This window comes from Brachybacterium tyrofermentans, from assembly GCF_014897585.1.
Lineage (GTDB): Bacteria > Actinomycetota > Actinomycetes > Actinomycetales > Dermabacteraceae > Brachybacterium > Brachybacterium tyrofermentans.
Genome location: NZ_JABUXW010000010.1, coordinates 1 through 12,973 on the forward strand (window position 1 = coordinate 1; position 12,973 = coordinate 12,973).

15 protein-coding genes are annotated in these 12,973 nt (G+C 64.7%); 7 read left to right on the plus strand and 8 right to left on the minus strand.

Annotated elements, in window-relative coordinates; genetic code table 11:
• Positions 1-12: 12 nt before the first annotated feature.
• The 8 genes from INT49_RS08710 to INT49_RS08745 all read right to left on the minus strand — a co-directional run bounded on the left by INT49_RS08710 (position 13) and on the right by INT49_RS08745 (position 6,299).
• Positions 13-585 carry a hypothetical protein gene (locus INT49_RS08710; protein ID WP_193117350.1) on the minus strand — a complete coding sequence of 191 codons (573 nt, stop codon included), beginning with the start codon at positions 583-585 and terminating at the stop codon, positions 13-15.
• Positions 586-1,120: 535 nt separating this feature from the next.
• A complete protein-coding gene (locus tag INT49_RS08715) occupies positions 1,121-1,294 on the minus strand; it encodes a helix-turn-helix domain-containing protein (protein ID WP_193117351.1) in 174 nt (57 codons plus the stop codon).
• Between the two features lie 78 nt (positions 1,295-1,372).
• Positions 1,373-1,636, minus strand: a complete 264-nt coding sequence (locus INT49_RS08720; protein WP_193117352.1) for a hypothetical protein — start codon at positions 1,634-1,636, stop codon at positions 1,373-1,375.
• Positions 1,637-2,531: 895 nt separating this feature from the next.
• On the minus strand, positions 2,532-3,632 hold the full coding sequence (locus tag INT49_RS08725; RefSeq protein ID WP_193117353.1) for a tyrosine-type recombinase/integrase: 1,101 nt from the start codon (positions 3,630-3,632) through the stop codon (positions 2,532-2,534).
• A 92-nt stretch (positions 3,633-3,724) separates the two neighbouring features.
• Positions 3,725-4,015, minus strand: a complete 291-nt coding sequence (locus INT49_RS08730) for a hypothetical protein (protein ID WP_193117354.1) — start codon at positions 4,013-4,015, stop codon at positions 3,725-3,727.
• Between the two features lie 165 nt (positions 4,016-4,180).
• Positions 4,181-5,125 (minus strand): type II secretion system F family protein, encoded by a 945-nt coding sequence (locus INT49_RS08735; protein WP_193117355.1) that lies wholly within the window; start codon positions 5,123-5,125, stop codon positions 4,181-4,183.
• A complete protein-coding gene (locus INT49_RS08740) occupies positions 5,122-5,994 on the minus strand; it encodes a type II secretion system F family protein (RefSeq protein WP_193117356.1) in 873 nt (290 codons plus the stop codon). Before INT49_RS08740 ends, INT49_RS08735 begins: the two co-directional genes overlap by 4 nt.
• Complete coding sequence (locus tag INT49_RS08745) at positions 5,991-6,299, minus strand: hypothetical protein (RefSeq protein WP_404801946.1); 309 nt, start codon at positions 6,297-6,299, stop codon at positions 5,991-5,993. The genes INT49_RS08740 and INT49_RS08745 overlap by 4 nt, the downstream gene beginning before the upstream one ends.
• A 162-nt stretch (positions 6,300-6,461) precedes the next feature.
• Here INT49_RS08745 and INT49_RS08750 point away from each other — a divergent pair, with 162 nt between their 5' ends.
• The 7 genes from INT49_RS08750 (at position 6,462) to INT49_RS08780 (ending at position 12,968) form a co-directional block, all read left to right on the plus strand.
• Positions 6,462-8,240, plus strand: a complete 1,779-nt coding sequence (locus tag INT49_RS08750) for a hypothetical protein (RefSeq protein ID WP_193117357.1) — start codon at positions 6,462-6,464, stop codon at positions 8,238-8,240.
• Between the two features lie 218 nt (positions 8,241-8,458).
• Complete coding sequence (locus INT49_RS08755) at positions 8,459-8,665, plus strand: hypothetical protein (protein ID WP_193117358.1); 207 nt, start codon at positions 8,459-8,461, stop codon at positions 8,663-8,665.
• Complete coding sequence (locus INT49_RS08760; protein WP_193117359.1) at positions 8,662-9,006, plus strand: hypothetical protein; 345 nt, start codon at positions 8,662-8,664, stop codon at positions 9,004-9,006. Before INT49_RS08755 ends, INT49_RS08760 begins: the two co-directional genes overlap by 4 nt.
• 63 nt (positions 9,007-9,069) lie before the next feature.
• Positions 9,070-9,783: an SOS response-associated peptidase gene (locus INT49_RS08765; protein WP_193117360.1), complete on the plus strand. Its 714-nt coding sequence runs from the start codon at positions 9,070-9,072 to the stop codon at positions 9,781-9,783.
• A gap of 25 nt (positions 9,784-9,808) precedes the next feature.
• Positions 9,809-9,991 carry a hypothetical protein gene (locus tag INT49_RS08770; RefSeq protein ID WP_193117361.1) on the plus strand — a complete coding sequence of 61 codons (183 nt, stop codon included), beginning with the start codon at positions 9,809-9,811 and terminating at the stop codon, positions 9,989-9,991.
• Positions 9,992-10,378: 387 nt separating this feature from the next.
• Positions 10,379-11,544 (plus strand): IS3 family transposase gene (locus INT49_RS08775; protein ID WP_226850018.1). Its coding sequence is split into 2 segments (ribosomal slippage): positions 10,379-10,663 and positions 10,666-11,544, totalling 1,164 coding nucleotides; the frame shifts between segments, so codons are not numbered across the junction.
• Positions 11,545-11,654: 110 nt separating this feature from the next.
• Positions 11,655-12,968, plus strand: coding sequence for a hypothetical protein (locus INT49_RS08780; RefSeq protein WP_193117362.1), 1,314 nt, complete (start codon positions 11,655-11,657; stop codon positions 12,966-12,968).
• Positions 12,969-12,973 lie beyond the last annotated feature (5 nt).

A 12,973-nucleotide genomic window follows, 5' to 3' on the forward strand; every position in this document is an offset into this window, starting at 1 on the left:
CACCTTCACCCATCACGACCCACCCCTCGGACACCTCAACGATGAAAGCCCGAGGTTAGTGATGAGGTCTGCGGGGTCTGCGGGGTGCAGCTCCAGGGTGTGCAGGTCCAGGGTCCCGTTCGCGCAGTTGAGCTTCCACGGGTCCGTGTCAGTCTCGGGGGCGAACAGCTTTCGTGAGGCGAGGTCGAGCACGCCGGCCGATCCGTGACTGGACATACTGGCCTTCACGTCGGCCTGTAGCGACTTGTCTGCTAGCGCTTCACCCCAGGAGATGTTGAGCATCATCTCCAGCAGGTCGTGAGTGCGCTTGGCGTGTACGTCTCGTGCCCAGCGGGTGCCGTCCCAGCAGTGCCAGCCGGTGCCGTCTACGTACAGGGCGTGGCCCTCGGCGTAGGTGGCGAACCGCTTGGCGATGCGCTGATGTGAGCGGAGGCCCGTGTCGTTCCATACGGTGGGCGTGGGCGGGTAGGCGATGGCGGGGCCTGTGTCGCCAATCGCTGCGTGCTCGCGGTCGAACTGCGCCTTCTCGTCTGCCAGATACTGGGCGAGGGCATCGTCAGCGGAGCCGTCTGTAGTGATCGTCAAGATGCACCACCCCGACCGGCCTGCTCCATGACGGTGAGCATCACGCGGGCGATGCTGGGAAGGTCTCGGGGATCGATCATGATTCGGGATCGACCGTTAGTGACCGTGACGACAGGCGTCGTGGTCCCGTCCGGTCGATGCCAGCGCGACCTGCTTGCTATCACCTGCATCGGCTTGCTATCGTCTTCCATGAATGAATGCCTTACTGCCCTTGCCGGGGCGTTTGGTCCGGGGCGGTAACCCCGGTGTATGGAACTTGAATGACCTCACGCGTTTACGTGAGGGTCTAGCTACCGGGTCGGCACTTACAGGTGTCGGCCCGGTTGTCTTTGTGCGGCCTGATGGGCGACTTCCGCGAAAGTGCGGGCCAACGCTGCCCGCAGGTGGGGCTGTAGTGGCCGCTGCTCGGCTTCCCAGAGCGCGTTAGTGGCGCGTGCATGGTTGAACCAGGTCGCCTCTCGGTGTGCTCTCACGCGGGCTTCTGCTGCGGCGGTGCCGGGGCCGAGACTGTGCGCCAGATCGAACGGGGGGCGGTTCACGCGGTGGGGACCGGGACCAGAAGCGCGAGCACGTCGTCATGCTTCACGCGGATGTGCCGGGGGCCGAGGCGGAACGCGGGGAGGTCGCCAGCTGACACGTAGCGGCGAATGGTGCGGGTGTTGACTGCGAGCATTTCTGCGGCATCGTCAAGGGTGATGAGCGGATTCATTACGGGGTGCCCTTTCTGGCATGGGAAAGCCCCGGTGCGGTGTGCTGCCGGGGCTGAGGTCGTGCGGGGTGGTGCGGGTCAGGCGGTCTGCGAGGCGAGTGCTCGTGCGAGCCAGGCGTTGACTGCTCGTCGTGCTCGTCTTCCGTGGTCCGTGGGGAAGCCGAAGTGCTTGTCAGTGGCGATGCGTGCCAGCTCGTGCGCGAGGGCACTGCCGCCGACGGTGATCGTCTCGGGGTCGCGTCCGGTCCAGTCGCGGATCGTGTCTGTGAAGGACATGCGCCAGATGGCCTCCAAGTGCGTTCGGGCGCGGGCGGGGCCGTTGTCCAGTCCGGGGGTGTCCATGATCCGGCGCTTCACGTTGTCTCGTACGTCGTCATACACGCGTGAGGGGCCGTGGCCGGTGATTGCCCGGAGTGCGTCGAACACTTCGGGGGGCATGCGGCGGGGAACTGCCGGGGTGTTGCGTCCGACGTTTCGTGTCGGAGTGTTTGGTGCGAGAGTTGTCGTCATGTACGGTGGTCCTTGTCTTCGAAATTGATCGGCCTCCGCATTGCAGTGCGGGGGCGGTGCCCGCGAAAAGTCTGCGGGCGTACGGGATCGCCGGGTAGCCGTTTGGCTGTCCGGTTACTTCCCGTTTGCGCCGAACCCCTCGGCACATAACTAACACTACAGGCAGTGGTGTCCCAGTGGAGTGACCACAAGATGTACTGAGTTACAACCCTGTCATCCACATTCGACTGTTGATGGGCTGTGGACGGCTCGGGAAAGGTGGGGACAGTCCATAGCGGTTACGCACGAAACGCGAGCATGCATGTACCGCGGAATGTGGACGAGGGGTCCGACAGCCCATCGCAGCGGTGGACGACGGGCTGCGGCGAGCGCTGCGGATCACTCCGGAACGTCCTCCACGTGAGGAGGATCCCGGCGTGTCGCGGCAGTGTCGCGCGCGCTTCGCGGGGGCATGACACCTCCACCTCTGCGTTCAGCGCCACGAAGTAGGCGGCGAACCGGGTGAGATGCACGTCGGGGACGGCGCGAGCAACGGCGCTACCCGTAACGATCTGCTCTGCGTTCTCGAAACCGAGGACGTTCTCGCTTCCGGCCTGACCTGCGACGTTGTGGCTGGCGACCTGCTGGACCGCATTGTCGGTAGCGGCACCACCATTGGGGCGACCTGCGGAAACGTGGTTCGAGACCTGCTGGCGTGCGCGGGGCGTCTGGCCCAAATGAGCCATACCTACAGCGACTCCCCCAGCCGATCCGCAATCGCACGGTCACGCTCAGCCGTCGCATGCTGATAGCGCATCGCAATCTCCGGGCTGGTATGACCGAGGCGCGCCATAAGTTCCCGCGTCGTCGCGCCCGTAGCAGCTGCCAGAGTCGCACCCGTGTGCCGAAGATCCGCGGGGCGTACATCCTCTAGGCCGGCTGCTTTCACGGCGAGACGGAATGTGTACGTGTAACCGCCGAAAGATAGAGGTTGACCGGGGAAACGCGGCGAGGGGAAAAGGTGCCCCTGTTGACCTTCTGCGGCGTGCTCCCGGAGGTGGGCGAGGATCGGCTCATGGAGGACATTCGGGTAATGCACGGCGCGCACCGACCCGGCAGTCTTCACAGGACCGATAGCCTGCCCGCCATCGTGTCGGGCGCTCACCGTCTCCCTGATGTTCAGCACCCGCTTCCTGGTGTCCACGTCACGGCGGCGTAGACCTAGAGCCTCACCGGGCCGTAGTGCGCAGTACGCGGCGAGGGTGACTGCGAGGCGGCGCTCCTCTGGCATCTTCGCGGCAAGGGCATGCACCTGCTCCACAGTGAGCGCGTGGCCGTCGCGTTTCGGCGTGTACGTTGCCGCGCCCTTCACCCTCACCGGGGACTCGTGGAGGATCCCGTCATCTACAGCGGCACGGAAGATCTGAGCCATAACCCGGTAAGCACCGGCGCGTGCTGCGGGCTTGTCGGCAGGGAGAATCGACATCCACTTGCGGACCATGGCAGGCGTGACGGCAGACAGTGCCGTGGTGCCGAACGTGGGCCGGATCCAGCGCTGGTACGTCGTCCGGTACTTGACGGTGGAACGCTCACGGACACGATGGGTTGCTAGCCACTGCTCAGCGAACTCCCCCACCGTCGTCTTGTCATCGCGGCCCCTCCACGTCCCGGTCTCTAGGGCAGCGCGCTGGACGGACAGCCACCCGTCGGCGTCCATCTTCGCTGTGAACGTGACGGGCGCGTTGACTCGCTGCCCGTGAGGGTCGAGGTAGGAGGCCTGGTAGCGGCCAGAGGGGAGCTTGCGAATGGCCCCGAATGGTCTGCGTGTCCGTCGCTTCTGCGCTGCCATGGCCTGCCCCCACCTGATCGTGCAACTAACGTGCGGTTGCTTCTGTGCGTCCGCGACTACTCGTGTCCGCTTGCGCCTATTGCACGCTTACGCTAGCCTACGAACACTCCCGACCGAAAGACCTGGTCAACCCACCGATCCTGTTTGGTCCCCTTGTAGATCTGGACGATCTGGTCCGAGGCGACGGCCCAGAGCGCGACGACGATCCCCGCGGTCATCAGCGTGATGAGAACCCATCCGGGAACATCCCCGCGGTCCGAGCCGAGGCGTGCCAGGAGGCGCGCCAGAGGTCTCGGTTCGGTGGTGCCGGCGTGCTGCGTGACCCGGGCGGCAGGTCGCACGCGGCGGGTCGGGCGGTGCAGTCGGGTGCGGTGAACGGTCATGTCGGGCTCCTCATCGAATGGTGCGGTGGAATCGTCGGATCTGGACGGTGGACGGGCGGATCGTGCGGTCCTTCGGTCTGGTGGATCGGGGCGGTGACGCCTGGGGTTGGGCGGAGGACGGGGACTGGAGCGGGGGCGGTGGCTGCTGGAGACGGAGCGGGACGCTCAGACGGAGATCTGGAGGACGGCGAGCCCTGGGAAGATGGCGAAGACGATCACGAGCGGCATGACGAAGAAGACGACCGGCATGAGCATGTAGATCTCCCGGCGACCAGCGGTCTCCATCAGGTCGCGCTTGGACGCCTCGCGAGCGTCCTGCGCCTGTGCACGGAGCACGTCGGCGAGAGGTGTTCCGCGTTCGATGGCGACGGAGACCCCCTCCCCGAAACGGCTCAGGGACTGCAGTGGAGTGCGCATGCCCAGGGACGCCAGCGCCTGGGCGACGCTGGTCCCGGAGCGGATGTCTGCGACGGTCGCCGCGAACTCGTCCGGCAGAGCGCCGGTGGAGGTCCGGGCCACGCGCTCCATGGCCGCGATCGGGCTCTCCCCGGCCGCGACGGCGAGGGCGAGCAGATCGGCGACCGTGGGGAACTCCCTGGCCATCCGCGCAGCGCGACGAGTGATCTCGACGCCGAGCAGGTAGTCCCTCAGGAGCACCCCCAGGATCACGCCGAGAGCGACGATGAGCAGGCCCAGCACGGGACTCGCTCCACGGGTGCTCATCGCGAGAAGGGCGACGACCATCCCGAGGATCAAGCCGAAGGCGGCGAAGACGACCTGCTCGATGCGGAAGGAGTCCGCAGAGGAGCGCCGTCCGGCCAGACGGAGTCGACGCTCGAGCTGGTCCGCTCCCCCGGTGAGCCGTTCGAGCACTCCCAGGACGTGGTGTGCGACGGGCCCCAGCAGGTTCTCTGCGACCACCCGGGCTCGACTCGTGGCCGCGGACGGGCTGAACAGCGATGAGGACCGCGAACGTCGCAGGTACGGATCGATCCGGGCATCGAGGTCCCGCGATCGGAGCCAGGGCAGATGGCCGGCGATCAGCGCGAGACCGAGCCCGAGCACAAGGCCCAGGAGGGCGCCTGTGAGGGTGGTGCCCGACGCGGTCATCGCAGGACCCTCTCGTCCTGGGGCAGGCGCGCGATCTGCAGCATGACCCGGTACGCGATCAGAGACACCACAGCCCCGATCAGGATCATCGCCATTCCCATCGGGGAGTCGTAGGCCTGAGCGGCCTGCGGACGCGTCGACATCAGGGCCAGCACCAGCCAGGGCGCGACAAGGGCCAGTCGTGCCGCGTTGACCGTCCAGGACTGGCGGGCCTCGAGCTCTGCACGGGTCCTCGCGTCCTCCCGGAGGAAGGCGGCCAACGTGCGCAGGAGCCCTCCCAGGTCGGTCCCGCCGACGTCCCGGGTGATCCGCAGCGCTTCGACGATCCGATCCCCGACCGGATCGGCGAGCCGGACCTTGAGCCGGTCGAGACTCACGGCGAAGTCACCGCTGGCCTGGTAGTCGAGGGAGAACTCGTGGAAGGCGGGGCGGAGGTCCTCCGGCCCCTTCCTGCTGAGCTGGACCAGTGCCTCGGGAAGCGAGAGCCCGGCGCGGATCGCTGAATTGATGTGATCGACGGCTTCCGGCCAGACCTCGCGCATCGCTGTCGTGCGGCGCCGTGCCGCCGAGCGCAGGAACACGACCGGAACGACCATCGAGGCGACGCCGATGGTCAGAGATGGGACGACTGCGCTCGAGACGGCCCAGAGAGCAGCGGAGACCACCAGGCCGAGGCCTGCGCTCAGCGCGGGAACGGCCGCGGGCGGGACAGACGTCAGACCGACGGTGACCAGGTCATCTCGGAGGTGATCCATGATCCGTGCGATCCTTCCGCGCCGAGTCGATTCTCCCTCCTGCTCCCAGAGAGACCACCAGATCGACAAGATTCCGAGCCCGGTGATCAGTCCGAGGAAGGCGCCGTCGCTCATGCCGCCTCCGCCCGACCCAGCAGCGCTCCCAGGTCATGGCCCGCACGGGCGAACCGCTCCGCATGGGGCGGGCGTCCGTCTCCCCGCACGAGTCGATCCCCGCGCAGCGCGAACAGCTCCGAGATCTCGATGACCTCGTCCTCCACGCGTCCGCTGAGCCCGACGATCTCCCGGACCCGGCGCCGACCGTCGGCCAGCATGTCGAGGTGCACGACGAGGTCGATGGCGCTGGCGACGGTGGGGACGACGAAACGACTGGAGATGTTCTCCCCGGCGAGAATGTCGAACAGGGGGTGCATGAACACGGGGCCCACAGCGACAACCGGACGAGTCTCCTCAAGCACCACGGGCCCGATGACGCCTACCCGTGTATCAGTGCCTAGGATCTTGATAGTGGCGCGCCCTCCCTGCAGACAGCGCGCGACGTTCGAATACGGTCACGCAGTGAAGATGATGGGCGGCCCCAGGTGCGAGAACATAACTACAATCCGGCGGTCGACTGGACTAGGTTCGATCAACCACTCTTTGATCGTTTTGCCGAATCCCTACTTGCACGCACACACCCTGCCGCAGAGGTAGAGGTGTTCAGCGACAGCGGGGGCGATGGAGGCCGAGATCTTCTCGTCCGCGAGAACGGCGAGCTGACGATCTATCAGTTTAAGTTCTGGACCGGCAACGTCACGAGCGCGCCAGCCTCGAGGAAGAGTCAGATCGAGAGATCGTTCATTTCGGCCCTCCAGCACGACCCCGACATATGGGTTCTCGTCGTGCCAGCAAAACTCAATGACACCATGAAAAAGTTTGTCGGGAACCTCCATGCCCGCAAAAATGTTCAAGACTCTGTTCACGATGCCTCGCGGGTGAAGATTGAACTTCTCGACGTCCTAAAACTTGATCAACTTCTAATTAAATACCCGGAGACGATCGCGCTCATCCAGCACGAGGACCCCGCTTACCGACGTATTCTGGATCAGCTCGAAGCGCAGGGCCTAGGGCCGATCACAAACTCCAAGTCCCTCAACCAGGCCATTCAAGCAGCCACAGACAGGATTGAAACCGGAAGCGTCAACTGGGATGCCCGCATCGACCACCGAGGCGGAAAGTCCCGGATACTCCCTGTGGCCCGACACCCTCAAGCACAGGCTCTAGAGCCGATCCGGACAAAGTACCTCTTCCAGTTCCCCACCGGGGACTCGTCAAATGACGTTTCCGCTCGCTTCGAACAGATGCTGGCTTTCGGTTCGGAATCTGTGGAGGTTTCACGAGATCACATCAGCGCAATTGACTACGAGGGACCGGAGATATTCAGGGATTCCTTCGCAGGTGACAGCGAAACTACATCATGGCTTTTCACACCGCAGGACATCGGGGTCGAAGCGTTGCCACACCTGCTTCTACTGACATCGCAGGATGACGATGTCGTCGAGCTACCCGCTACAGCATTGCGAGCAACTCGAGGCATGTACGGGGGCACCTACTCGTTTGACTGCGGTTCAGGATTAACAGCAACTATTACTGCGGACGCGCGCTCGCGACATAACTGGAGAGCCTCTTTCTCGCTTTCGCCAAAGCGTATTGGCGTAGTGGAATATCTTCTGGCCGTAGAGAACGCCCTCGCTATACAGCGCGCCACAAAGCTAACACTGATTTCGCCGAGTGGCGAAGAAGGCACATTGTCCCGCAGTGCCCCACCTGAGCAACGCGGCTCCGCCTCAACCCCCTCCGACCTAGAAATCCTTGAGGCCAGCGCACGCGACCTCGTAGCGATTCAACGAATGCGGCGGCAACCTTTGTCAATGCCGGAAGAAATGACCGGCCCCAACAGAATGATGCTGCGGACGCTACGCTTGGCTCTCGAGGGTCACCTAACGCCCTATCCTTTCAGGGAGCACCGCTGGATTCTTGAGGATGGCGCATCGATGGAAGGGCAGCTGGCGGCTAGTGCAGCGGGGCGTGGGGCTGGATTTACCGCACAGACCACCCCGGAAGCAGTGTTTGAAATCGGAGATAACCGCATTACACTCCCTCCACTAATCTACTTCCACCCAAGTTGCATGTTTTCTTATGTCGACGAAACTGCCAGAAAGGTCCGAGATGTCGCTACGAACGGGGAGGCCTTTGTCATGTACTCGCCGCCCCTCCTTTCGGGCACGCCAAAAACGGCCACCCCCTGGGGCCTGCCTGACATCACCGAACCACGTACGCCGCGCATCGAGTGGGAGGGCTCTAACGAAGATGTGGGCTAAACAGATGCTGTCTCGAGACATCCAGACCGATCGTCGGGCACGCCAACCACGAAATAGAGCGGACGGTCACTTCGCTACAAACTTCTTGAGTCTCCGCGTCCAAGGACAAGCACGGCGGGCGTGGCTGGGCGAACTTCGCAATGGCTCTGATACGGCGCACCACCCTGGCCTCACCACACCGGGGCAGGATCGTCTGCCCCCTCCCCCACCATGAGCTCATGAAAATGAAGGACTGGCTCCGCGACCTCGAGCAAGAGATCGACCGACGCGTCGACGCAGCCATCCGCCGAGGCTCACTCACGAGCGCGGACGAGACCCTGGAGTGCCGCACAGCCCCCAACGGAGAGCGCATGCACTTCTCGATCCGCGGCATGCTCGAGGACGGTGACGGGTCGCAAGATCCCGGCTGGATGGAACCCGCGTGAGCGACCTCGATCTGTACTTCGCGCACCAGAAAGCCGTGCAGGTGACTCATGGCGTGACGATCCGCTATCGCCTTGCGCTGATCGGTCCATCGGTGGTCGTGCTGCACTCCGAGATCGATCCGACGCTGCCTGAGCGTTCGATCAGGATCACGGCGGGCCATGCCGAGCTGATCATCGACTCAGCGTCCTGGAGCGACCGCCGCGAGGAGCTCCAAGAGCACGTCCTTGCATGGATGCTCGAACACATCGACCTGCGCGCAGCGCGACCCCGACCCGGTGCCAGGAGGTATGACGCCGTCTGGATGAGCGCATGGCAGGAGGCCAACCCGGGCAGACGGTGAGCTCCGGTCCCCCAGTGTCAGTACTGAGTACGATCGAGGGCACAACGCCAAGGGAGGCAGCTCATGTGCGGTCGGTATGTACTCGAGGTCGACGCTCAGGGACTCCTGCGGTCCTACGCCGCGCAACCGGCGAAGGCGTTCGACTGGGAGCCGGTCTTCAGTGTCGCGCCCCGCACCAAGGCCCCCGTGGTCCGCGAGCACATCGATGATGACGGCGAGCTGCAGCGCACGCTCGAGTTCGCGCGGTGGGGCTTCAAGCCGGCATGGGCCAAGGAGAAAGGTCCGCGGCCCATCAACGCCCGCTTCGAGACGGCCCACACCAACGGCATGTTCCGTGCCGGCTTCGCGAGCTCGCGCGCCGTGGTCCCGATGACCGGCTACTACGAGTGGGTCGAGATGGACGACGGGAAGCAGCCGTACTTCGTCCATGCCAAAGGCGGCGAGCTGCTGCACGCTGCGGGCTTGACCACCGCCGAGCAGAACGCCGACGGCGAGTGGGACGTGTCCTTCACGATCATCACCCGCGAAGCAAAAGACGCTGCGGGTGATGTCCACGACCGCATGCCGGTGTTCTTGGACCAGGACCTCATGAACGAGTGGCTGGCACCGGGGAAGCTCGAGAAGGAGGAGCGCGAGCACCTGCACGGCGTGCTCGGCGACGTCTCCGAGGCGGTCGCTGCGTCGCTGGTGACGCACCCCGTCGATCGGGCCGTGAACAACGTCCGGACACTCGACCGCAGCGACTCAGGCCTGATCAAGCCGATCCAGCTCAATTGACGGCAGCAGACGAAGGAGGCGACTTATGGAGCACACCAGGAAGTCCACGTCGACGATGACCGAGCACGAGCGCGAGATGGCCGCGAAGCTCGAGCGGATCATCACGGACCCTGAGGGCTACTACGCCACAGCCCGCAAGGCCGCCTACCGCGATGAGCTGCGCCGCGCGCTGATGCCCTGGCGGAAGAGCCACCCCCGTTCGGCCTGAGTACGAGTGCCAACGGGACCGTGCGACTCTGAAACTCAGCGCGCTCACCGACCGTGGACTCGTGAACAAAGTCCATGAGGATTCTCGCCGACATCTGGTTGCCGAGGTGCTCGACCCGCACCTCCACGAGCGGATCGAACCCCCGCGCTCGGCATCCTCGCGACTCGCCCGGCTCAATGCCGTCGATCCTCGCGCAGCTGCTCACGCTGGTGGCTTCAGGTGAGCAATTCTGCTGCCGCTGCCGCATACGCGCGTTCGATGTATGCCTCGAGCTCGCGCAGATCCACGCGCCACTGCCCTCGGCCACCGACGCGGATGGGACTGCCGCACGATCAGGTGTCACATGATCTGTGGCGCTGAGGAGCGTCACAGGGAAGGATGTGCACCATGCCCGCTCCCTACCCCCAGGAGTTCCGTGACGACGTCGTCCGCGTCGCCAGGAACCGCGAACCTGGCCAGAAGCTCTCGATAATCGCGAAGGACTTCGGGATCTCCGAGTCCTGCCTGACGAACTGGATGCGTCAAGCCGATGTCGAGGACGGTTCCCGGCCTGGCAAGACCCGTGAGGAGTCCACCGAGCTGCGGGATCTGCGTCGCCGTAACCGGCTGCTTGAGCAGGAGAACGAGGTCCTCCGCCGCGCGGCCGCCTACCTCTCGCAGGCGAACCTGCCGGGAAAATCTTTTACCCGCTCGTGAGCGAGCTCGCCGGCGATGGTGTCCCTGTCGCGGTGTCCTTGCGGGTCCTGAGGCTCTCCCGCCAGCCCTACTACCGCTGGCGGAAACAGCAGGTCACCGAGTCAGAGCTGGTCGAGGCCTACCGTGCCAACGCGCTGTTCGATGCCCACCGGGATGATCCCGAGTTCGGGTATCGCTTCCTCGCCGGCGAAGCGGAGGCAGCTGGCCAGCGCATGTGTGAGCGGACCGCGTGGCGGATCTGCCGAGACAACCAGTGGTGGTCCGTGTTCGGGAAGAAGCGTGGGAAGAACGGCAAGCGCCCGGGCCCGCCGGTCCACGATGACCTCGTGAAGCGGGACTTCTCCGCTGACGACGTCAACGAGCTCTGGCTGACGGATATCACCGAGCACTGGACCGATGAGGGCAAGCTCTACCTCTGCGCGATCAAGGACGTGTTCTCCGGCCGGATCGTGGGCTACTCCATCAGCGACCGGATGAAGGCTCGCCTCGCGGTAAACGCCCTGGACAACGCAATATCCAGGCGTCCTGACGCTGCCAGTTGCATCGTGCATTCGGACCGCGGATCTCAGTTCAGGTCGCGAAAATTCGTGCACGCTCTGAACCGTCACCACCTCGTGGGATCGATGGGGAAAGTCGGCGCGGCCGGGGACAACGCAGCGATGGAGTCCTTCTTCGCTCTGCTGCAGAAGAACGTCCTGAACCGACGTCGATGGCGAACCCGGGAAGAGCTGCGGATCGCAATCGTCACCTGGATCGAGAGGACGTACCACCGTCGCCGTCGACAGGCCCGTCTGGGCCGGTTGACCCCCATCGAGTACGAGACCATCATGAACCCGACCGTCAGCCTGGCGGCCTAACCTCAGCTGACACCTGATCGCGCATCAGTCCCGGCGAGGTCATCGGACGCGCAGGGTTCCATGCTCAGCACGCAAAGAAGGTTGGTGAGCGCGGCGCGATCGTGCACGAGATGATGCGCGAGCTCGACGAGGACTCCATCGCATATTGGGCCAAGCGGAACCCCAACATCGTCGTCGCCGACGAGGTGCTCAACGAGGCGATGGTCAACGACGGTGACGGCGGTTTCCGGCGCTGCGTCGACCGTCAGGACGTCTTGGACTATGGAGCTGATCGTGTCCGCCGCGTGAAGCGGAAGTTCCGTGATGACAAGCTCGACCCTACGACGAGCAAGATGAAGGGTGGGACGGTCACCACCTCCCTTCTCGTGTCACACCTCCCCAAGTCGATGTGCGTCGAGATCCCGGGCTTCTACCCCGTTCTCGACAGCAGGACCGGCGAAGCCGCGCTCGACGCCGATGGCGAGCCGATGATGCGCAGCAGGTGGGTGGCGCGAGATCGGGACGAGGCACGGCGCTACTTCCAGGACGTCATCCAGTACCTGTCGGCTGAAGCGATCCCCGGCGGGCCTGACGCTGTCCTTGGGTACGACATCCAGCACAGTGAGTCCACCCCGCACGTGCAGATCATCGCGGACACGTTCGCCCCCGACCCCAAGGACGAAGAGTCCCTCCGCGTGGAGTCCTCCCAGGCGTGGTTCTCCCACCGCGAGGTGAAGGACAAGCAGGGCCGGCAGAAGAGTGGGAAGACGAAGTTGCGCGAGTACCACCGGGGCCTCAAACAGCACCTGGTTGACCGCGGCTACGACATCTCTCCTGACTTCGACGAGAAGCGCCATCTAGTCGGGATGGGCAAGGAGGAGTACGGCCGGACGATGGACGCCAAGCGCTCTGTCGACATACTCCGGGACCGCGCTGTCGAGGACCACGAGAAGCTCAACGGCTGGGACGCCGAGCTCCTGGACCGCAGGCACGAGCTGGAGGGTGAGGCCGAGCGCCAGCGCGACCACATGGAGAGCCTCGAACGCCGTGAAGCGGACCTGCCGATGCTGCGCCGCCACCTTGAAGAAGAAGTTCGCAAGGACGGAGTCAAGGCCGCCGAGGCAGAGATCAAGGAACACGTCCAGCGGGGAGTCGCGACGGCGCTCGCCCCGGCGCAGGCCCTCCTCGATCGCCAGCGGGAACAGCTGGAGGAGCAGCTCACCCTGGCGGCAAAGGAACGCGACGCATACACGTCCACCGCTGCCCAGTTCGATCAGATGATCCGGAACCTGCAGCCGCTGGTCAAGAGGTGGGAACAGGCGAACCCCCACACCGACAAGGGAGCCCGTGCACAGAGGAACGCAGCGCGGCTGCGCCAGTTCGAACAGCGCGCGTCACAGTTCCGCAGCGAGGCTCCGGAGCATGACCCCCAGCCGGGCGAGTGAGCATG